At 74.0% G+C, this 19,901-nt stretch carries 17 protein-coding genes; 13 read left to right on the top strand and 4 right to left on the bottom strand.

All coding sequences use genetic code 11. The features are described from left to right. Positions 1–44 precede the first annotated feature (44 nt). The 5 genes from ACFQLX_RS13525 (at position 45) to ACFQLX_RS13505 (ending at position 6,451) form a co-directional block, all read left to right on the top strand. Positions 45–1,991: an acetyl/propionyl/methylcrotonyl-CoA carboxylase subunit alpha gene (locus ACFQLX_RS13525; RefSeq protein WP_386414735.1), complete on the top strand. Its 1,947-nt coding sequence runs from the start codon at positions 45–47 to the stop codon at positions 1,989–1,991. 165 nt (positions 1,992–2,156) lie between these two features. Then, positions 2,157–3,317: an acyl-CoA dehydrogenase family protein gene (locus ACFQLX_RS13520; RefSeq protein ID WP_386414734.1), complete on the top strand. Its 1,161-nt coding sequence runs from the start codon at positions 2,157–2,159 to the stop codon at positions 3,315–3,317. Positions 3,318–3,405: 88 nt separating this feature from the next. After that, positions 3,406–4,986 (top strand): 4-coumarate--CoA ligase family protein, encoded by a 1,581-nt coding sequence (locus ACFQLX_RS13515; RefSeq protein WP_386414733.1) that lies wholly within the window; start codon positions 3,406–3,408, stop codon positions 4,984–4,986. Beyond that, positions 4,986–5,738 (top strand): enoyl-CoA hydratase family protein, encoded by a 753-nt coding sequence (locus tag ACFQLX_RS13510; protein ID WP_386414731.1) that lies wholly within the window; start codon positions 4,986–4,988, stop codon positions 5,736–5,738. The genes ACFQLX_RS13515 and ACFQLX_RS13510 overlap by 1 nt, the downstream gene beginning before the upstream one ends. An 8-nt stretch (positions 5,739–5,746) precedes the next feature. Further along, positions 5,747–6,451 (top strand): TetR/AcrR family transcriptional regulator, encoded by a 705-nt coding sequence (locus ACFQLX_RS13505; RefSeq protein WP_386414729.1) that lies wholly within the window; start codon positions 5,747–5,749, stop codon positions 6,449–6,451. Positions 6,452–6,508: 57 nt separating this feature from the next. Here ACFQLX_RS13505 and ACFQLX_RS13500 read toward each other — a convergent pair whose 3' ends face one another. Further along, a complete protein-coding gene (locus ACFQLX_RS13500; protein ID WP_386414728.1) occupies positions 6,509–7,618 on the bottom strand; it encodes a citrate synthase 2 in 1,110 nt (369 codons plus the stop codon). 373 nt (positions 7,619–7,991) lie between these two features. Between ACFQLX_RS13500 and pdxH the strand changes: the two genes are divergently transcribed. The 5 genes from pdxH (at position 7,992) to ACFQLX_RS13475 (ending at position 13,016) form a co-directional block, all read left to right on the top strand. Beyond that, complete coding sequence (pdxH, locus tag ACFQLX_RS13495) at positions 7,992–8,615, top strand: pyridoxamine 5'-phosphate oxidase (protein ID WP_386414753.1); 624 nt, start codon at positions 7,992–7,994, stop codon at positions 8,613–8,615. Positions 8,616–8,805: 190 nt separating this feature from the next. Then, positions 8,806–10,248: a PAS domain-containing protein gene (locus tag ACFQLX_RS13490; protein WP_386414752.1), complete on the top strand. Its 1,443-nt coding sequence runs from the start codon at positions 8,806–8,808 to the stop codon at positions 10,246–10,248. Between the two features lie 205 nt (positions 10,249–10,453). Next, entirely contained in the window at positions 10,454–11,146 is a 693-nt protein-coding gene (locus tag ACFQLX_RS13485; RefSeq protein WP_386414726.1) for a metal-dependent transcriptional regulator, read from the top strand. 361 nt (positions 11,147–11,507) lie between these two features. Continuing rightward, positions 11,508–12,464: an alpha/beta fold hydrolase gene (locus tag ACFQLX_RS13480; RefSeq protein ID WP_386414725.1), complete on the top strand. Its 957-nt coding sequence runs from the start codon at positions 11,508–11,510 to the stop codon at positions 12,462–12,464. 195 nt (positions 12,465–12,659) lie between these two features. After that, on the top strand, positions 12,660–13,016 hold the full coding sequence (locus ACFQLX_RS13475) for an SH3 domain-containing protein (RefSeq protein ID WP_386414724.1): 357 nt from the start codon (positions 12,660–12,662) through the stop codon (positions 13,014–13,016). A 75-nt stretch (positions 13,017–13,091) separates the two neighbouring features. On the opposite strand, the gene ACFQLX_RS13470 is transcribed toward ACFQLX_RS13475, so the two are convergent. From ACFQLX_RS13470 to ACFQLX_RS13460, 3 genes are all read right to left on the bottom strand, one after another. Next, positions 13,092–14,765 carry a transporter gene (locus tag ACFQLX_RS13470; protein ID WP_386414722.1) on the bottom strand — a complete coding sequence of 558 codons (1,674 nt, stop codon included), beginning with the start codon at positions 14,763–14,765 and terminating at the stop codon, positions 13,092–13,094. Next, entirely contained in the window at positions 14,762–15,553 is a 792-nt protein-coding gene (locus ACFQLX_RS13465) for an ABC transporter ATP-binding protein (RefSeq protein ID WP_386414720.1), read from the bottom strand. The genes ACFQLX_RS13470 and ACFQLX_RS13465 overlap by 4 nt, the downstream gene beginning before the upstream one ends. Before the next feature lie 78 nt (positions 15,554–15,631). After that, entirely contained in the window at positions 15,632–16,321 is a 690-nt protein-coding gene (locus ACFQLX_RS13460; RefSeq protein ID WP_386414719.1) for a bifunctional DNA primase/polymerase, read from the bottom strand. A gap of 174 nt (positions 16,322–16,495) precedes the next feature. Here ACFQLX_RS13460 and ACFQLX_RS13455 point away from each other — a divergent pair, with 174 nt between their 5' ends. Genes ACFQLX_RS13455 through ACFQLX_RS13445 form a run of 3 tightly spaced genes read left to right on the top strand, consistent with a single transcriptional unit; the run spans position 16,496 to position 19,888 of the window. Then, positions 16,496–17,974: a transcriptional regulator gene (locus ACFQLX_RS13455; protein WP_386414718.1), complete on the top strand. Its 1,479-nt coding sequence runs from the start codon at positions 16,496–16,498 to the stop codon at positions 17,972–17,974. Positions 17,975–18,028: 54 nt separating this feature from the next. Beyond that, a complete protein-coding gene (locus ACFQLX_RS13450; RefSeq protein WP_386414717.1) occupies positions 18,029–19,336 on the top strand; it encodes a hypothetical protein in 1,308 nt (435 codons plus the stop codon). Between the two features lie 57 nt (positions 19,337–19,393). Next, on the top strand, positions 19,394–19,888 hold the full coding sequence (locus ACFQLX_RS13445; protein ID WP_386414716.1) for an SCO4402 family protein: 495 nt from the start codon (positions 19,394–19,396) through the stop codon (positions 19,886–19,888). Positions 19,889–19,901: the final 13 nt, after the last annotated feature.

The following is a 19,901-nucleotide window of genomic DNA, read 5'->3' as shown; positions in this document are numbered from 1 at the left end:
AATACCCCTGTCTCATGCCTTGTTGACCTAGGACGGAATCGCTGATGATCGACACCCTTCTGGTGGCCAACCGGGGCGAGATCGCCTCCCGTATCTTCCGCACCTGCCGCGAGTTGGGCATCGCCACCGTCGCGGTCCACTCGGATGCCGACGCGCGCGCCCTGCACGTACGGGAGGCGGACGCGGCCGTACGGCTTCCCGGCGACACCCCGGCCCAGACCTATCTGCGCGGCGACCTCATCATCAAGGCAGCCCACGCGGCCGGCGCCACCGCCATCCACCCCGGCTACGGATTCCTCGCCGAGAACGCCGACTTCGCCCGCCAGGTCACCGAAGCGGGCCTCATCTGGATCGGCCCGCCCCCCGAGGCGATCGAGGCGATGGCCTCCAAAACCAAAGCCAAGGAAATCCTGGGCATCACCCCCCTGGACCCGGCAGCGCTCACGGAGGAGGACCTCCCCGTGATCGTCAAAGCCGCAGCAGGCGGCGGCGGCCGGGGAATGCGCGTGGTACGCCAACTCCCGGACCTCTCCCAAGCCTTGACCGCCGCAGCAGCCGAAGCAGCCTCGGCCTTCGGCGACGACGAGGTCTTCGTAGAGCCCTACCTGGAGAACGGCCGCCACATCGAGGTCCAGCTCCTGGCGGACACCCACGGCACCGTCTGGACCCTGGGCACCCGCGACTGCTCCCTGCAACGCCGCCACCAGAAAGTCATCGAGGAGGCCCCGGCCCCCGGCGGCCCCTGGGACGAGCTGTACGACCAGGCGACATCCATCGCCAAGTCCATCGGCTACACAGGAGCGGGAACAGTCGAGTTCCTCCTCGCCCCCGACGGCCGCGCCCACTTCCTGGAGATGAACACCCGCCTCCAGGTGGAGCACCCGGTCACCGAACTGACCCACGGCATAGACCTGGTGGCCCTCCAGATCCGCATCGCCCAGGGCGAAAAACTCCCCCCCGTACCCCCCGCCCCCCACGGCCACGCGATAGAGGCCCGCCTCTACGCGGAGGACCCGGCCCACGACTTCGCCCCCCAGACGGGCCGCCTCCACGCCCTGCGCATCCCCCACGCCCGCACGGACGCCGGATACGCGGCCGGCGACACGGTCACCCCGTACTACGACGCGATGCTGGCCAAGGCGATCGTCCACGCCCCCACCCGCGACGAGGCGATCCGCCGCCTGGCCCACGCCCTGCGCGTCGCCCGCATCCACGGCCTGACAACCAACCGCGACCTGCTCGTACGCTCCCTGCTCCACCCCGACTTCACCACCGCCGCGATGACCACGGCCTTCTACACCCACCACCTCCAGGAGCTGACCAAGCCCCCGACAACTCCCACCCTCACCCCCCTGGCCCCCCTCGCCCCCCTGGCAGCGGCCCTCGCGGACGCAGCAGCCAGAAGAGCAACACCGAAGAACACCCTCCCGGCCCGAATCGGCGGCTGGCGCAACATCCCCTCAGCCCCCCAGACCAAGACCTACACCACCCCCGCGGGCGAAACCCACGAGGTGACCTACCACCTCACCCGCACCAACACCCTGGAATCGGCGACCCACCCCCACGTCAGCCTGATCGAAGCAACCCCCACCCACGTAACCCTCGAATCGGACAACGTCACCCGCACCTACGAGGTGACGGCCTACCCCGACAACCTGGTGCACGTCGACTCCCCCCAGGAAACAGCAACCCTGCACGCCCAACCCCGCTTCACCGACCCCACCACCCAGCAACTCCCCGGCTCCCTCCTGGCCCCCATGCCGGGCACGGTGATCCGCATAGCGGAAGACCTGACCCCGGGAACCCCCGTCACCCAGGGCCAACCCCTCCTCTGGCTGGAGGCGATGAAGATGGAACACAAGATCACAGCCCCCACCACAGGCACCCTCACAGCACTCCACGCAACGGTAGGAACCCAGGTGGAACCAGGAACCCTCCTGGCGGTCGTAGAAGAAGACCAGAGCGAAACGGAAACCCACCCACCCAAGTGAGGGGCCCGGAGCGACGACTCCGAAAAGACGCACCGCAACGCAGGCCCCCGACAGAGCAGCAAATCGACCGATGGCCAGTACATCCCTATGGCTTTTCGGAGTTGTCGTGGAGAGGCCCCGCCCCAGAAGAAGAACCGATGTGCCCCCCAACCCAAAAGGAGCACCATGTCCATCACGGAACCCCAGGACCACCAGGACCTCCGCGCAGCAGTATCGGCCCTGGGAGCAAAATACGGCCGCGCCTACTTCACCCAGGTAGTGAACGAGGGCCGCCACACAGACGAACTCTGGTCAGAAGCAGGAAAGCTCGGCTACCTGGGCGTAAGCCTCCCCGAAGAATACGGCGGAGGCGGCGGCGGAATAGCCGAACTCTCCATAGTCCTGGAAGAGTTGGGCGCAGCAGGCTGCCCCCTCCTGATGCTCATCGTCACCCCCGCCATCACCGGCACGGTGATAGCAAGATTCGGCACGGAGTCCCAGAAGCGCGAATGGCTCCCCGGCCTGGCCGACGGCAGCCGCAAGATGGCCTTCGGCATCACCGAGCCGGACGCCGGCTCCAACTCCCACCGCATCACCACCACCGCCCGCCGGGACGGCGACGACTGGATCCTCACCGGCCGCAAGGTCTTCGTCTCGGGCGTGGACATCGCCGACGCGACCCTCATCGTCAGCCGCACCGAGGACGCCCGCACGGGCAGGCTCAAGCCCTGCCTCTTCATCGTCCCCCGCGACACCCCGGGCTTCCAGCGGACGATGATCCCGATGGAACTCTTCGGCCCGGAGAAGCAGTTCGAGCTGGTCCTGGACGAGGTACGCCTCCCCGCCGACGCCCTGGTGGGCGACGAGGACGCCGGCCTCTTCCAGCTCTTCGCCGGCCTCAACCCCGAGCGCATCATGACCGCCGCGATGGCGCTGGGCATCGGCCGCCTGGCGATGGGCGTCTCCGTGGAGTACGCCCGTACCCGCCAGGTGTGGAAGGGCGGCCCCATCGGCGTCCACCAGGCCATCGCCCACCCCCTGGCCCAGGCGCACGTGGAACTGGAACTGGCCCGCCTGATGATGCAGAAGGCCGCCGCGCTCTACGACAGCGGCGACGACGCAGCCGCGGGCGAGGCGGCGAACATGGCCAAGTACGCGGCAGCGGAAGCAGCGGTGAAAGCAGTGGACCAATCAGTCCACACCCTCGGCGGCAACGGCCTCACCAAGGAGTTCGGCCTCGCCCAGCTGATCACGGCCTCCCGCGTGGCCCGTATCGCACCGGTGAGCCGGGAGATGATCCTGAACTACATCTCCCACCAGACCCTGGGCCTACCCAAGTCGTACTGACCCCAGGATGCTTGACCCGGCACCACCCCCCACCGGGGCGGTGCCGGGCCAAGCGCGTATCAGCCACGTACGAAGGGGAAGGCCACCGATGATCTTCCAGAGCGAGTACGCCCCCGTCACCCCCATCGACGAACCCATCCACGACGCGGTCCTGGGCCGCGCGGCGGAGTACGGCGACATCCCCGCCCTCGTCGACGGCGTGAACGGCACCACCCTCACCTACGCCCAACTGGACGCGTTCACCCGCAAGATCGCCGCCGCCCTCGCGGAGTCCGGCCTGCGCAAGGGCGACGTACTGGCCCTGCACAGCCCCAACACGATCGCCTACCCGGCGGTGTTCTACGGCGCGACCCGAGCGGGCGCGACGGTGACCACCGTCCACCCGCTCGCCACCCCGGCCGAGTTCGCCAAGCAACTGCGAGACGCCGACGCCCGCTGGATCGTGACGGTCTCCCCCCTCCTGGAAACCGCGCAGGCAGCGGCAGCCGAAGCCGGCGGCATCAAGGAGATCCTCGTCTGCGACGAGGCCCCCGGCCACCGCTCGATCCTGGACCTCCTGGCGACAACCGCCCCCGAGCCCCGAGTGGACATCGACCCCGCGGAGGACATCGCCGTCCTCCCGTACTCCTCGGGCACCACGGGCACCCCCAAGGGCGTGATGCTCACGCACCGCAACATCGCCACGAACCTCGCCCAGCTGGACGCGACGATGGACGCCCAGCCCGGCGAACGCATCCTCGCCGTCCTGCCGTTCTTCCACATCTACGGCCTGACCGCCCTGATGAACGGCCCCCTGCGCAAGGGCGTCACGGTGGTGGTGCTGCCGCGCTTCGAGCTCGACCAGTTCCTCACCGCGATCGAGAAGCACCGCATCCAGGGCCTCTACGCCGTCCCGCCGATCATCCTGGCCCTGGCAAAGCACCCGGCGGTCGAGCAGCACGACCTCAGCTCCCTGGAGTTCGTCCTCTCCGCGGCCGCCCCCCTGGACGCGGACCTGGCCCGCGCCTGCGCCGCGCGCCTGGGACTGCCGCCGATCCTCCAGGCGTACGGGATGACGGAGCTGTCCCCCGGCTCGCACAACGTCCCGCGCGGCTGTACGGACTTCCCCGCCGGCGCGGTCGGCAAGCTGCTGCCGTCCACCGAGATGCGGATCACCAGCCTGGACGAGCCGGGCCGCGACCTGGGCACGGACGGGACGGGCGAGGTGTGGTTCCGGGGCCCGCAGGTGATGAAGGGCTACCTCGGCCGCCCCGAGGAGACCGACGCCATGATCGACGCGGACGGCTGGCTGCACACCGGCGACGTCGGCCGGGTGGACGCGGACGGCTGGCTGCACATCGTCGACCGGGTCAAGGAGCTGATCAAGTACAAGGGCTACCAGGTGGCGCCCGCCGAGCTGGAGGCCGTCCTGCTCACCGACCCGCGCATCGCCGACGCCGCCGTCATCGGGGTCCACGACGAGGAGGGTACGGAGGTGCCCAAGGCGTTCGTCGTGCCCCAGCCGGGCCGGGAGCTGACCGCGGACGATGTGATGCAATACGTGGCCGGGCAGGTGGCCCCGTACAAGAAGGTGCGACGCGTGGAGTTCGTCGGACAGATCCCCCGCGCGATCAGCGGCAAGATCCTGCGCCGCGAGCTGCGCGACCGCGAGAGGAGCACGAGGCCCTGATGGACCCCCTGGTACGGGTGGCGCACGAGGACGGCACCGCCGTGCTCACCCTCGACTCGCCGCACAACCGCAACGCCCTGTCCACCCGCCTGGTCACGGAGCTGTACGCGGCGCTGGAGGCGGCGGCCGGCGACACGCAGGTGCGCGCGGTGCTGCTCACCCACACCGGCGGCACCTTCTGCGCCGGCGCGGACCTGGGCGAGGCGGTCCACAGCGCGCCGGCCGACGCGGCGCGGGGCCTGGCGCGGCTGCTGCGCACGATCGTGGAGCTGCCCAAGCCGGTGCTGGCGGCGGTCTCCGGCCATGTCCGGGCGGGGGGCCTGGGCCTCCTTGCCGCCTGCGACGTCTCCGCCGCCGGGCCCCAGTCCACCTTCGCCTTCACCGAGGCCCGCCTCGGCCTGGCACCGGCGGTGATCTCGCTGCCGGTACTGACGCGGATGGAGCCGCGCGCGGCGGCCCGCTACTACCTCAGCGGCGAGCGCTTCGACGCCGAGACCGCCGCCCGTACGGGACTGATCACGCTGGCCGGGGAGCCGGGCAGGGCGCTGGAGCCGGTGCTGGCGGGCATCCGGCGCTCCTCGCCGCAGGGGCTGGCGGAGTCCAAGGCACTCACCACGGCGGCGGTACTGCGGGCCTTCGACCGCGACGCCGAGCGCCTGGCGGAGCTGTCGGCGCGGCTCTTCGGCTCGGCGCAGGCGCGGGAGGGCATGACGGCGTTCCTGGAGCGGCGGGACCCCGAGTGGGCGCGGTAGCAGCACCTGTGGACGAGACCGAAGCAGCCCCCGCGAACGAAGCAGCCCCCGCGAACGAAGCAGCCCCCGCGAACGAAACCGCCCCCTCACCTGCGGACGGGACCGACCCCCCTCACCGCACCCCCCGCGGCGCCGCCCCCAAGCAGGACCGCAGCCGCGCCACCCGCCAGCGCCTCCTGACGGCGGCGGTGGACTGCCTGGCGGAGTACGGCTGGAGCGGTTCGACGGTGACGGTGGTGGCCGAGCGCGCCGGCGTCACCCGGGGCGCCGCGCAGCACCACTTCCCCACCCGGGAGGACCTCTTCACCGCGGCCGTCGAGCACGTCGCCATCGAGCGCCGCACCGCCCTGCGCGGGGTGGTCGGCGGCTCGACGGTGCACGAGGCGGTCGGGGAGATCGTCGACCTCTTCACCGGCCCGCTCTTCCGCGCCGCCCTGCAGCTCTGGGTGGCCGCCGCCCACGAGGACCAACTGCGCCCGCGCGTCACGGCGTTGGAGGCACGCGTCGGCCGCGAGTCGCACCGCATGGCGGTACGCCTGCTGGGCGCGGACGAGTCGGTGCCGGGCGTGCGCGAGACGGTCCAGGGCTTCCTGGACATGGCCCGCGGCATGGGCCTGGCGACCCTGCTGAGCGACGACACCGCACGCCGCAGACGAGTAGTGGAGCAGTGGGCCCGCCTCCTGACGGACGCCCTGGCCCGTACGACCCGATGAAAAGCCGCCGCCCCCACCGGAACCGGCAGGGGCGGCGGACACGGTGCGGGGGGCTGCCTACGCCACCGGCGCCGCGATGTCCTCGTAGCCCGCGATCGCGCTGACCGGGCGGGTGCCGGGGCCGGTGTAGCGGGCCGAGGGGCGCACCAGGCGGCCGGTGCGCTTCTGCTCCAGGATGTGCGCCGACCAGCCGGCGGTGCGGGCGCAGGTGAACATCGAGGTGAACATGTGCGCCGGGACCTCCGCGAAGTCCAGCACGATCGCCGCCCAGAACTCCACGTTCGTCGCCAGCACCCGGTCCGGGCGCCGCGCGTGCAGCTCCTCCAGCGCGGCCTTCTCCAGCGCCTCCGCCACCTCGAAGCGCGGCGCGCCCAACTCCCGCGCGGTACGCCGCAGTACGCGGGCGCGCGGGTCCTCGGCGCGGTAGACGCGGTGGCCGAAGCCCATCAGGCGCTCGCCCCGGTCCAGGGCGCCCCTGACGTACGCCGTCGCGTCGCCGGTGCGCTCGATCTGCTCGATCATGCCCAGCACCCGGGAGGGCGCGCCGCCGTGCAGCGGGCCGGACATGGCGCCCACCGCGCCGCTCAGCGAGGCGGCGACGTCGGCGCCGGTGGAGGCGATGACGCGGGCGGTGAAGGTGGAGGCGTTCATGCCGTGCTCGGCGGCGGAGGTCCAGTAGGCGTCGACGGCGGCGACGTGCTTGGGGTCGGGCTCGCCGCGCCAGCGGATCATGAAGCGCTCCACGACCGAGGTGGCCTTGTCGATCTCCCGCTGCGGCACCATCGCCAGCCCCTGGCCGCGCGCGGACTGGGCCACGTACGACAGCGCCATGACGGCGGCGCGGGCGAGGTCCTCGCGGGCCTGGGCCTCGTCGATGTCCAGCAGCGGGCGCATGCCCCACACCGGGGCGAGCATCGCCAGCGCGGACTGCACGTCCACCCGGATGTCACCGGAGTGGACGGGGATGGGGAAGGGCTCGGCGGCGGGCAGGCCCGGGTCGAAGGCGCCGTCGACGAGCAGGCCCCAGACGTTGCCGAAGGAGACGTGGCCGACGAGGTCCTCGATGTCGACGCCGCGGTAGCGCAGCGCGCCACCCTCCCGGTCGGGTTCGGCGATCTCCGTCTCGAACGCGACGACTCCCTCGAGTCCGGGTACGAAATCGGACATGCGGCGGCTCCCCTGATGAAGGTCAACTGTGTGCGACACCGGCGGACTTGTGGTCAGCGGCCAGTCCCTGGCTCGCGTCCGTCCGCCGTACAACTCCGTCCCGACCCGCGCGGACCGGTGCCTTCCACGCGCGGGCCCGGCCACGATATCCCGGTGGCGCGGCGGGTTCCCAGAGTCCGGCCGGCGGATTCTGGCGAGTTGCCCCCATGCGCTCTCGGGTGATGTCCGGCACATCGGCCGGTTGCCGCCGGAGGGGATTACACCGCGCGTCCAGTGGGCAGACTGCGCCGGCGGCGCGCGGACCGTACGGCAGGATGGGCCCGTGCGAGACGACGAGAGCGAGCCCGCCGCCCGTTCCTACGACCCGGCCGCGATGCGCGAGCAGTACCGCTCGGCGGGGCTGGCGGAGGAGGAGTTGGCCGCCGGGCCGATGGAGCAGTTCGACCGGTGGTTCAGGGACGCCGTGCGCAGCGGGGTCTACGAGCCCAACGCCATGGTCGTCTCCACGGCGGACGCGGACGGGCGGCCCAGCTCGCGCACGGTGCTGCTGAAGGAGTACGGCCCGCGCGGCTTCGTCTTCTACACCAACTACCGCTCCCGCAAGGGCCGCGAGCTGGCGGCCAACCCCCGTCTCTCGCTCCTCTTCCCCTGGCACCCGATCGCCCGCCAGGTGATCGTCTCCGGTACGGCGCAGCGCGTCGCGCGCGCGGAGACCGCCGCCTACTTCCGCGAGCGCCCGCGCGGCTCCCAGCTCGGCGCCTGGGCCAGCGAGCAGTCCTCGAAGATCGCCTCCCGCGCCGAACTGGAGCGCCTCTACGCGGACGTGGAGCTCCGCCACCCGCCGGGCGAGGAGATCCCCGCGCCCCCGGAGTGGGGCGGCTTCCTGGTCGTACCGCAGAGCGCGGAGTTCTGGCAGGGCCGCGAGAACCGCCTCCACGACCGCCTGCGGTACGAGGCGCAGGACGGCGGCTGGCGGGTGGACCGGCTGTGCCCCTGAGGGCCCCTGAGGGCCCCTGAGGGCCCCTGGGGTCCCGTGCGTCCCGAGCCGGTGTACTGCCGCCCGCGGAAAGGGAGTTCGCGCACCCCCGGCAGGTATCAACAGGTTAAACATTTGGGCGAACCGGGTGTGGGCCAGGTCACTTTCGAGTTGAATGATCGGAGGTAGCCGGCCCACGCTGGGGGTGGAGATGAGCGCGACCCGCCATACGGACCGCCCGGGCGAGCAGCCCCCCGCGGCGCAGCCGCCCCCGACCCCCGACCTCCTCTCCGCCCTGCTGGACGGAATGGACGCGGCGCTGTGCGCCTTCGACGCCCAGGGCGTGGTCACCCACTGGAACAGGGAGGCCGAGCACCTGCTGGGCTGGAGCGCCCGCGAGGCCGTCGGCCGGCGCGGCTTCGCCGGCTGGGCGGTGCTCCCCGGCGACGCGCAGGAGGTGCGCGAGCGGCTGCTGGGCGTGATGGGCGCGCCGGGCCGGCAGGTGCACGAGTTCGCGCTGCTGACCAAGGACGGCCGCCGCGTGCTGGTGCGGATGCAGGCCGCGGCGGTGACCACGGCCGGCGGTGAGCCCACGGGGGTGTACTGCGCGTTCAGCGAGGTGCACGCCCAGATCGACCTGGAGCGCTCGATCGCGCTCAGCGAGGCGCTCTTCGAGGACGCGGCCTGGGGCGTGGTCCTGGTCGACGTCGACCTGCGCCCCGCCGTGGCCAACGCCCAGGCGGCGCGGGCGCTGCGGGCCGGCCCCTCGGCGCTGCTGGGCCGCCCCTTCGGCGAGCTGCTGGAGCAGGGCGCGGAGGAGCTGGAGTCGGCCCTGCAGCACGCCCTGGCCCGCACCACCCCGTCCGCGCCGGCCGATCTGTGGGTGGCGGTGCGCGGCGAGGGCGCGGAGCCGGGGGGTGCGGGGGCCCTGGAAGGGGGTGCGGGGGGCGCGGGCGGCGAGCCGCAGCGCCGCTGCTGGCGCAGTGCCTTCGTACGGCTGTCCTCGCCGCTCGCCGAGCAGGCGGTGCCGCTGGGGGTGGGCTGGCTCTTCCAGGACGTGACGGAGACGAAGACGGCCGAGCAGGAGGCCGCGGTCGCCCGCTTCCGCGAGCACCAGCTGCACCGGGCCGGGCGGGCGGCGGCCGAGTGCGAGGACCCGGTGGAGGCGGCGACGGTCTACCTGGACTTCGCGCTGGCCGGCTTCGCCGACCACGCCCTGGTCGACCTGCTGCCCCCCGAGGCGCGCGAGTCCGGCCAGGAGGCCCCGCGCCGCCTGATCCGCGCCGCCGCCACCCCGGCGCAGGGGCCGGGCCCGTGCCTGCCGACGGGCGGGCGGCCCTGGTCGGGGGTGGCGATGCGCTATCCGGCCGCGCATCCGGTGCTGCAGGCGCTGGAGCGCTGCGGCTCGGTGCGGGCGGGGTGCGCCGGTGCGGATCCGGAGGTGGCGCAGGGCTGGGCCCAGGCCCGCCGCTGGCCCGAGGGCGCCACCCACGCGCTGTGTACGGTGCTGCGCAGCCGGGGCCGCACGCTGGGCGCGCTGACGTTCCTGCGCGGCGGGGTCCGCCGCTCCTTCAGCCGCGACGACGCGCGCTACGCGGAGGACGTGGCGGCCCGGGTGGCGACGGCGCTGGATCTGGCGGAACTCCTGGGATGAGCACCCGGGCTGAACTCCCGGGCCGAATTCCCGGGCCGGACGAACCCGGTGGGACGGGAGGGTCGCAGGGCCCGCGCAGGACGCCCCGTTCCGTCCCGGTCCGGCCCCGTCCGCGCGGCCCCGTTGCGCATGCCCGGCCCGGTTGTCGGTGGGATGCGCAAGAATTGGGGGCACGGCCACCGCACCACGTATCCGAGGGGCACGCATGTCCGGACTCATCGACACCACGGAGATGTATCTCCGCACGATCTTCGAGCTTGAGGAAGAAGGCGTGGTCCCCATGCGCGCGCGTATCGCGGAGCGGCTCGACCAGAGCGGGCCGACCGTGAGCCAGACCGTCGCGCGGATGGAGCGCGACGGACTGGTGACGGTGGCCGGGGACCGGCATCTGGAGCTGACCGGCCAGGGCCGCCGGCTGGCCACGCGCGTGATGCGCAAGCATCGGCTGGCCGAGTGCCTGCTGGTCGACGTGATCGGGCTGGAGTGGGAGCAGGTGCACGCGGAGGCGTGCCGCTGGGAGCACGTGATGAGCGAGGCGGTGGAGCGCCGGGTGCTGGACATCCTGGGGCATCCCACCGAGTCGCCCTACGGCAATCCCATCCCGGGCCTGGAGGAGCTGGGCGAGGAGGGCACCGCCGACCCGTTCCTGGACGAGGGGATGGTCAGCCTCATGGAGCTGCAGCCGGGCGCGGAGGGCAAGTCCGTCTTCGTGCGCCGGATCGGGGAGCCGGTGCAGACCGACGCCCAGCTGATGCACACCCTGCGCCGGGCGGGCGTGCGGCCGGGCGCGGTGGTGAGTGTGACGGCCTCCGCCGGCGGGGTGCTCGTGGGCAGCGGCGGCGAGGCGGCGGAGCTGGATCCGGAGATCGCCTCGCACGTCTTCGTGGCGAAGAGGTAGCGCGGCGGGCTGTGCGGAGGGGGTTGTGCGGGTAGGCATAGGGGCGGATGGGGATACGGGCCCCGGCGCCTGGCGCCGCCGGGGTCCCGCCTCCCCTCGCCGACCCGGAGCCCCGAGCTCCCAGGGTCGTCCCCCGCGGCGGCCTCCCCAGGTCCGCCTCCCGGTTTCAGTCATCCCCGCGAGGGGCTCCGCGAACCCTGGGGCGTGGTCACCCGAAAGTGGGGTTCAGGGCGTCGGAGCCGAATGTTCGAATGAAAGTTCGATAGTTTGAGGTCGGCCCGGATCCGGGCGGCCGTCCCTGGGGGCGGGCGCCCGGATCGGACCGGGCGGCCTGGACGCGGAGAGCAGGGGGTGCCGGCAGATGGTGCGCCGTATCGATGTCACGGGCGCGGGCGGAGTGCGCCTGGCGGCCTGGGAGTACGCCGACCCCTCCCCGAGCTCTTCGAGCAGGGGATACCCCAAGGGCCTGCCCTCCCCGCGCGGGGGCGGGCCGGGCTCGGGTTCTGCCGCCGGGTCCGCCCCCCGCGTCCACCCCGAACCGAAGCGCCCCGGCGTGCTGTTACTCCACGGGCTGATGGGCCGCGCCTCCCACTGGGCGCCGACCGCGCGCTGGCTGGCCGGGCGCTACCGGGCCGTCGCCGTGGACCAGCGCGGCCACGGCCGCAGCGGGAAGCCCGCCGAGGGGCCGTACGGCCGCGACGCCTTCGTCCAGGACGCCGAGGCCGTCGTCGAGCAGCTTGACCTGGCGCCCGTGGCCCTGATCGGGCACTCCATGGGCGCCCTCACCGCCTGGCAGTTGGCGGCCCGCCGCCCCGAGCTGGTCCGGGCGCTGGTGATCTGCGACATGCGGGCCTCCGCGCTGGGCGCGCGCTCGCAGCGCGAGTGGGAGGAGTGGTTCGGCTCCTGGCCCGTCCCCTTCGCCGCCCTCGCGGACGTGCGCCGCTGGTTCGGCGAGGAGGACCCGACGCTGGAGCGCCCCCGCCCCTCGCGCGGCGCCTTCTTCGCCGAGGTGATGGCCGAGCGCTCGGACGGCTGGCGCCCTGTCTTCTCCCGCCGCCAGATGCTGACGGCCCGTGAGACGTGGGTGCACGACGCGCACTGGGAGGAGCTGGCCCAGGTCCGGTGCCCCACGCTGGTGGTGCGCGGACTGGACGGCGAGCTGGGCCGCGCGGAGGCGATGGAGATGGTCCGCGTCCTCCCCCGCGGCCGGTACGCGGAGATCCCGGACGCGGGCCATCTGGTGCACTACGACTCGCCGGAGGGCTGGCGCGGCGTGGTGCAGCCGTTCCTGGACGAGGTGCTCCACCCGGTCGCGTAGTCGCCTCCGGGGCGAGCGCGCCCGGGAGTTCGGTGCGCGCGACATGCTGCCGGACGTGTGAGTCCCGTGTGTCGAACGGGGGAAAACCCGGGGGGAGCCGGGGAAAACGGCAGTCTGCGGTCAGATAGTCATACAAAACGGGCGAGAGGGAGATCTCGTCCGACGGACTGTCAGACGGACTGTCAAGGGGCAATTGTGTTCAACGGTGTGTTCCATCGGAAGAGTGCGCTGATCGCGTCGGTGGCAGTGGTCGCGGGGCTGCTCAGCGCCGCGCCCGCCGCCGCGGCCGCGCAGCCGGGATCGGTGAAGACCTGGGGCGACGGCTACCCGCGCGGCGTGGTCGTCGCCAAGGGCGGCGTCAACATCCGCTCCGCGCCCAGCCACGTGGGCTCCACCTGGCGCGGCAACGTCGGCCGCAGCGAGGTCATCGACCTCGTCTGCAAGGTCTGCGGCACGGACGTCCTGGGCAACGGCATCTGGTTCAAACTCCGCGACGGCGACTACGTCACGGCCCGGTACGTCAAGAACGTGGACTACGTCCCCTGGTGCTGACGGCGCCGCACCGACACGCAGAAGCCGCACCCCCGGCGCGAGGGTGCGGCTTCTGCGTACGTACACCAGCGGCGGTCAGCGGCTCACCGCCGCCAGGATCTCCGGCAGCCGGCGTGCCAACTGCGGGGCCGCCAGGCGCAGTGCGCCCGCCACCAGCAGCCACGCGTAGCCCGCGCCCAGCGGGAGGACCAGCCACAGCCAGCCGTGCAGGTCCGCCACGTGCAGCCAGACCGTCAGCGCCACCACCGGGGCGCAGAGCAGCGCGCCCACGATCATGCCGGCGAAGATGCTGAAGCCCGCCAGCGCGCCCTGGCCCGGAGCGGCGTTCCTGAAGCCGCTGTCCTGCGGGACGGAGTACGGAAGCCGCACCGAGGCCGGCGCCCCCGTCGCCACCAGCGCGCCGAGCAGTGCCAGCGCGATCCCCAGCGCCTCGGGCAGCGCCGCCCAGTCGCCGACGAGCGCCGCGCCGCCCACCACCACGAGCACCACGAACGGCACCGCGACCGCCAGCAGCGCCAGCGCCCGGCCGCGCAGTTCGAGGTACGCGTCCTCGCGGCCGGAGATCGTCGAGGCGACCAGCCAGAAGCCCGAGTAGTCCTGCCCGAACTGGTTGTACATCTGCAGCCCGAGCATCCCCGACGCCCAGCAGGCCACGTAGATGCTCCCGCCGCCCTGCACCACCGTCACCACCGGGATCAGCAGCCCCACGCCCATCCCCGAGGCCCAGGCCGACCGGGTCTTCGGGTCGCGCCAGGCGTAGCGCAGGGAGCGGACCATGACGGGGCCGCTGCGGTCGGCGGGCAGCAGGCGGGCGGCCCAGGCGCCCCGGCCGGGCCCGCCCCCGCGCGTGGCGGCGGGCTCCGCGGCCCGCAGCGTGGAGGAGTCGGGCGCGGTCATCAGCTTCGTCAGCCCGCGCTCCCACCACCACAGCAGCAGCGCCAGCGCGGCGGCCGTGAGGCCCAGCCCCAGCGCCGCGCGCCCCCAGGCGCCGTCGCCCGCGGCCCCTACCGCGTCCACGGCCGAGGCGGGCGGCACCCAGCGCAGCACCCGGGCGATCGGCTCCAGTACGTCCAGACCGCTGCCCGGCCCGCTGAGCCGCTGGATGCCCAGGTTGACCGCCTGGACGCCCACCGCCACCAGCAGACCGCTCAGCAGCGCCAGATCGCGCCCCTTGCGGCTGGTCAGCAGCCCGACGTTGGCCGTCGCCACCGCCCGCGCCAGCGCCAGGCAGACCAGCACCGCCAGCACCCCGGCCACCACCGCCACCACCCCGGCCGCGGCGCCCCGGCCGGCGGCGACCACCGCACCGGCCACCATCGCCACGGTGAAGAGCGGGCCGATGCCGATCACCGAGGTCAGCAGCAGCGCCGTGACCGTCGAGCGCGGCCGCAGCGGCAGCATCACCAGCCGGGTCGGGTCCAGCGTCTCGTCGCCGCCGGGGAAGAACAGCGGCAGGAACGCCCAGCCCAGCGCCAGCAGCCCCACCAGGCAGACCGCCAGCGCCCCGGCGTGGTCGTGCCCGCGCAGCAGGACCAGGCCCAGCAGCTGCGCGGCGGCGAAGAGCGCCACCAGCACCGCCGCGGTGACGAACAGCGCCCGCCGGCCGGCCGACTGGCGCAGCCCGTTGCGCAGCAGCGCGAGCTTCAGCCGCGCGAAGGTCCCGGTCAGCGCGACCGTCCCCGGGGTGGCCGGCGTGCTCGTCCCCGGGACCGCCGGCGTGCTCGTCGGGGTGCCCGTCCGCGTGCTCAACGCGCCGCACCGCCCAGCCAGTCGAGGCTCTGCCCGGCGTCGCGGCCGTGCGCGCCGACGAGTTCGAGGAAGGAGTCCTGCAGGGAGGCCGCCGCGCCCCGTACCTCGGCCAGCGGGCCCTGGGCGCGGATGCGGCCCGCGCTCATCACGGCCACCCAGTCGCAGAGCGACTCCACCAGCTCCATCACGTGGCTGGAGAAGACGACCGTCGCCCCGGAGGCCGTGTAGCGCTCCAGCACCTGCCGGATGGTCTGCGCCGACACCGGGTCCACCCCCTCGAACGGCTCGTCCAGGAAGAGGACCTCGGGGTTGTGCAGCAGCGCCGCCGCCAGCCCGATCTTCTTGCGCATGCCGGTCGAGTAGTCCACCACCAGCTTGTGCCGCGCACCCGCCAGGTCCAGTACGTCCAGCAGCTGGCCGGCGCGCTTGTCGGCCTCCGCGCCCGGCAGACCGCGCAACCGGCCCATGTAGCCCAGCAGTTCACGCCCGGAGAGCCGCTCGAAGAGCCGCAGCCCCTCCGGCAGCACCCCGATGCGCGACTTGACCGCCGCCGGGTCCGTCCACACGTCCGCGCCGCCGATCAGCACCCGGCCCGAGTCCGGGCGCAGCAGCCCCGTCACCATCGACAGCGTGGTGGTCTTCCCCGCCCCGTTCGGCCCGACCAGCCCGACGAACCGCCCCGCCGGCAGCTCCAGGTCCACTCCGGCCACGGCGACCTGCTCCCCGAACCGCTTCCACAAACCCTCGACCCGCACCGCGGGCGCCCCCGTGGGGATGTCATCAGTCATGGACGCAACGATAGGTGTTGGCCCGCACGCCGTCGCCGGGCTGCCGTCCCGGCCCGTACGGCCCGCGCGACCAGCCGGTCAGCGGACCCCGGCGGGCACCCGCTCCAGCGAACAGGCGTACGCGAGCGGGTTGATGAGGTCCTCAAGGTCGGGGAACCAGGCGTTGGAGACCGTCGGCCGCCGCGCCCACTGCACGCGGGCGCTGCCGCCCATCCGCGTCGGGGGCGCCGGGATCCAGCTGTCCGGGCCGTGCGCCGTGAGGTCCAGGGGCGACTGCCCGTACCCGAGCCGCCCCAGCAGCGCCGCGCACTTGCCCGCCGCGCCCGGCAGGACGAAGAACAGCATCCGGCGCCGGGGCGTCGCCGCGACCGGCCCCAGCGGCACCTGGGTGCGCTCCAGCCGGGCCAGCGCCAGGCAGCCCGCCGCCTCGGGGACGTCCACCACGTCGAAGGCGCGCCCCGTCGGCAGCAGCACGGCGGCGTCCGGCGCGCGGCCCCACAGGCGGCGCACGGTGGTGGGGCTGGCGGTGGCGACGGCCTTCCAGTCCGGGCGCATCGGGTGCGCGCCCGGCGCCGCGCAGCCCGCATCGCCGCAGGAGCAGCACTCCGCGCCCGCGCCGTACTCCAGCCAGGCACCGGGGACGACCTCCCAGTGCCGCTGCTCCACGTACCCCAGCGCGGCGGCGAGGGGGCGGTCGGGAAGAGGGGCGCCGGCCGGACCGGTGGCGGTGCGGGCGAAGGGGGCGGTGGCTCGCGCGGTGTCGTTCACGGGAATCACAACTCCCCGCGTGGTCGGGGGTTACGGGAGGCGCGCCGAAGGACCCGGGGCGCACAGGGGCAGTCGGCGATGCGTGAGTTTCCCCGCCCGGTACGGGGCAATGATCACCTATGCGGTGGCGGTTCGCCATCGACCGGTGACTCTCCGTCCCTCAGGGGGTCGTGCATGGCCGCGAGGCCGATCATCACGCGCCAGCCGAACGAACGACTGCGGTACCTGGTCCACGAGGCCGGCTGCTCCAACGCCGGCCTCGCCCGGCGGGTCAACATAGTGGGCGCCGAGCACGGCCTGGACCTGCGCTACGACAAGACCTCCGTCGCCCGCTGGCTGCGCGGCCAGCAGCCGCGCGGCCGCACGCCGGCGATGGTCGCCGAGGCGCTGGGGCGCAAGATGGGCCGCCCGGTGACGGTCGAGGAGATCGGCATGTCCGACAGCCGCCGCCTCTCCGCCGCGATCGGGCTGGGGTACGCGGCCGGCCCGGCGGAGGCGGTGGACCAGGCGCGCCGGCTGTGGCGCGGCGACGTCTCGCGCCAGCCCTTCCTCAGCGAGGCGCCCCCGCTGGCCGCGGTGCTCGTCGAGCCCAGCCGCGACTGGCTGATCGGCGAGGCGGCGCCCCGGCCGGGTCAGGCCGCGCGGTCGGGTCAGGCCGCGACCGCGGCGCTCCACCCCCCGCGCCCCCCGGCCGGACTGCGCCCCGCCCCGCCCGGCCGGGGCGACGTGCCGGCGGTCCGGATGGCCACCGACCGCCTCGTCACCCTCGACCGGCGCCACGGCAGCGCCCTGATCCGCCCGATCGCCGTGCACTACCTCGACTCCGTCGTCGGCCCGCTGCTCGGCGGCGTACGCGAGGAGGCCGGCGAGCGCACGACCGCCCGCGAGCTGTACGCGGCGGCCGCCCGGCTGACGGAGCTGGCCGGCTCCATGGCCGTGGACGCCGGCCGCCCGGCGCTGGCGCTGCGCTACTACATCCAGGCGCTGCGCCTGGCGGAGGCCGGCGGCGACCGGGGGCTGGGCGGGTACGTACTGTGCGCCGGGATGAGCCGGCTGGCCGCCGTGCTGGGCAGCCCGCGCGAGGCGCGCCAGCTGGCCCGCACCGCGCTGGAGGGCACCCGCGACCGGGTCGGCTCGCGGGCGCTGGCCCTCTTCCACGCCACCGAGGCGCGGGCCGCCGCGGCGGCCGGGGACGCCGCCGGCTGCCAGGAGGCGGCCGGGCGGGCGCTGGCGGCGATGGAGCGGGCGGAGGCGCGCACCGGACCGGAGCCGGTGTGGATCGCGCACTTCGACCGCGCCTACCTGGCCGACGAGCTGGCGCACTGCCACCGCGACCTCGGCCAGCCGGCCGCCGCCGCGCGCCGGGCGCAGGAGGCACTCGCGGGGCATCCGCCGGGGCGCGTGCGCCGGCGGGCGATCGACCTGGCGCTGCTGGCCTCCGCGCAGGCGGAGCAGCGGGAGATCGAGCGGGCCTGCGGTACGGGACTGCAGGCGGTGGAGCTGCTGGGCGACCTGGGCTCGGCCCGCGCGACGGCATATGTGGCGGAACTGGCCCAACTCCTGCGACCCCACAGCGAGGCGTCCGCGGTACGGGAGTTCCAGGAGAGGCTGGCGGGCATCGGCACGTCGCCCGCCGCCGCGGGAAGCAGGTAGCGTAGCCCGACCGGGGAGGGTTTTGACTTGCGTCGGGGTTACGAGGAGAGTCCGGTGTCGCACAGCGCAACGAGCGGGGATCACCAGGGCGCCGCGCCCGCGGGCGGGCAGCCGTGGGGGAGCGTGCCGCCCGGAGAGCCGTCGTACCCCGAGGCTTTCCCCGCGCAGAACCCGGCGCAGAACCCCACGCAGAACCCGGCTCAGCATCCCGCGCCCGGTCACGCGTACCACCCCGGGCAGGGCGGCTACGGAGGCACCGGCCACCAGGGCTCCTACCCTTCCCCCGGCCCTTCCGACGCGGACGCCACCCAGTTCATACCGCCCGTCCCCGGCGACTGGTCCGCGCCCCCGCCCCCCGCCGGGGGACAGGACGCCGACGCCACGCAGTTCATCCCGCCGGTCACCGACGGCTGGCCGCCGCCCCTCGCCGGGCCGCAGGACGCGGACGCCACCCAGTTCATACCGCCCGTCCCCGACCAGGGCGCCGGATACCGCATGCAGGCGCCCGAGGCGTACGAGGAGGGCCCGCGCGCCCGGCACGCCGTCGACCACTTCGACGCGCTCTACCGCGACCACCGCGCCTCCGCCGCCGCGGGCGACCCCAACTCCACCCAGCAGCTCCCCCGCGTCGAGGCGGAGGGCCCGCCCCCCTACCGGGGCGGCGGCGACGGGCGCGGCCCGGGCGCGTACGAGGAGGACGACCGCCCCTCCGTGCCCCGCTGGGCGCTGGTCGCCCTCGGTACCGCCGCCTGCGTGGTGATCGGCCTCACCGCCGGCTGGCTGCTCAGCGGCGGCGACGGGGAGCGGGACGACCCGAAGGCCGGTGCGAGCAGCACCGCCAGCGCGGACCCCTCGACCGGCCCGACCAAGGCCGCCAAGCCCGCCGACCCGGCGAAGGCGCAGGCCGAGAAGCTCAGCCGGCTGCTGGCGACCAGCAACGACAGCCGCACCTCCGTGATCCGCGCCGTCGAGGACATCAAGCAGTGCGAGAACCTGGACGGCGCCGCCGCCGACCTGCGCGCCGCCGCCCGCCAGCGCACCGCGCTGGTCACCCGGCTCCAGGCGCTGCCGATCGACAAGGTCCCCGACTCCGCCCGGCTCTCCGAGAGCCTGACCGCCGCCTGGCGGGCCTCCGCCGCCGCCGACAGCCACTACGCGAACTGGGCGGACCAGATGAAGCGCGGCAAGCGCGGCTGCGGCGACGACGACGAGGACGACCGCGAGGCCCGTACGACCTCGGAGAAGCGCTCCGGCGACCGCCAGAGCGGTATCGCCTCCCAGAACAAGCAGCAGGCGGCCCAGCTGTGGAACCCGACGGCCCGCAGGTACGGCCTGCCCACCCGCCAGTCCACCCAACTGTGACCCATCCGATCAGGCGGCGGCACGGCGCGCCTGATCGACCCGCATACGATCGAGCCCATGCAAGCTTCCGAAACGTCTTCCCGAGCCGGGCGCCGGTCCAGCAGGATGGGAGGCATGCCCATCCAAGACATGCCCTGGTGGCGCTGGCGCGCGAATGTGCGCTCGGCGCTGCACATGCTCTCCGACGCGTCCTTCCAGCAGGAGTGCTGGGGGGCCGGGACCCCCGGCTACGGCGACGTGACCGACGCGGTCTACCGGCTGGTGGAGGACACCTGGCTGGACAACTGGTCGGCCGAGAAGTACGTGGGGACGATCTTCCGCGACTCCCAGGAGGCGGCCCTGGTGGACGTCGCCGTGCTGCGGGTGCTGCGCATCATGCACCAGGTCGGCGCGGACGCCCCCGTCGCCGACTACCTGGCCCACCACGGCTGGCCCGAGGCGCTGCGCGCGGCCCGCGAGGCGCACGTACGCCTGGCCGGCAACGACGGCGACGACCCGGACGAGGCGCCCAGGTCCCTGGAGGTCCTGGCGATCGTCACCGGCGCCGCGTGAGACGGCGCACCGC

It is taken from the genome of Streptomyces polyrhachis, from assembly GCF_042663125.1.
Classification (GTDB): domain Bacteria; phylum Actinomycetota; class Actinomycetes; order Streptomycetales; family Streptomycetaceae; genus Streptomyces; species Streptomyces polyrhachii.
This window is presented reverse-complemented; position numbering and strand designations above follow the sequence as displayed.

What these genes read in the sequence shown, in the direction of transcription:
- ACFQLX_RS13500 (WP_386414728.1), bottom strand. Translation starts at nt 7,618, where the DNA reads ATGTCCGATTTCGTACCCGGACTCGAGGGAGTCGTCGCGTTCGAGACG.
- ACFQLX_RS13465 (WP_386414720.1), bottom strand. Translation starts at nt 15,553, where the DNA reads ATGACTGATGACATCCCCACGGGGGCGCCCGCGGTGCGGGTCGAGGGT.
- ACFQLX_RS13515 (WP_386414733.1), top strand. Translation starts at nt 3,406, where the DNA reads ATGATCTTCCAGAGCGAGTACGCCCCCGTCACCCCCATCGACGAACCC.
- ACFQLX_RS13455 (WP_386414718.1), top strand. Translation starts at nt 16,496, where the DNA reads ATGGCCGCGAGGCCGATCATCACGCGCCAGCCGAACGAACGACTGCGG.
- ACFQLX_RS13525 (WP_386414735.1), top strand. Translation starts at nt 45, where the DNA reads ATGATCGACACCCTTCTGGTGGCCAACCGGGGCGAGATCGCCTCCCGT.
- ACFQLX_RS13510 (WP_386414731.1), top strand. Translation starts at nt 4,986, where the DNA reads ATGGACCCCCTGGTACGGGTGGCGCACGAGGACGGCACCGCCGTGCTC.
- ACFQLX_RS13445 (WP_386414716.1), top strand. Translation starts at nt 19,394, where the DNA reads ATGCAAGCTTCCGAAACGTCTTCCCGAGCCGGGCGCCGGTCCAGCAGG.
- ACFQLX_RS13520 (WP_386414734.1), top strand. Translation starts at nt 2,157, where the DNA reads ATGTCCATCACGGAACCCCAGGACCACCAGGACCTCCGCGCAGCAGTA.
- pdxH (WP_386414753.1), top strand. Translation starts at nt 7,992, where the DNA reads ATGCGCGAGCAGTACCGCTCGGCGGGGCTGGCGGAGGAGGAGTTGGCC.
- ACFQLX_RS13490 (WP_386414752.1), top strand. Translation starts at nt 8,806, where the DNA reads ATGAGCGCGACCCGCCATACGGACCGCCCGGGCGAGCAGCCCCCCGCG.
- ACFQLX_RS13485 (WP_386414726.1), top strand. Translation starts at nt 10,454, where the DNA reads ATGTCCGGACTCATCGACACCACGGAGATGTATCTCCGCACGATCTTC.
- ACFQLX_RS13480 (WP_386414725.1), top strand. Translation starts at nt 11,508, where the DNA reads ATGGTGCGCCGTATCGATGTCACGGGCGCGGGCGGAGTGCGCCTGGCG.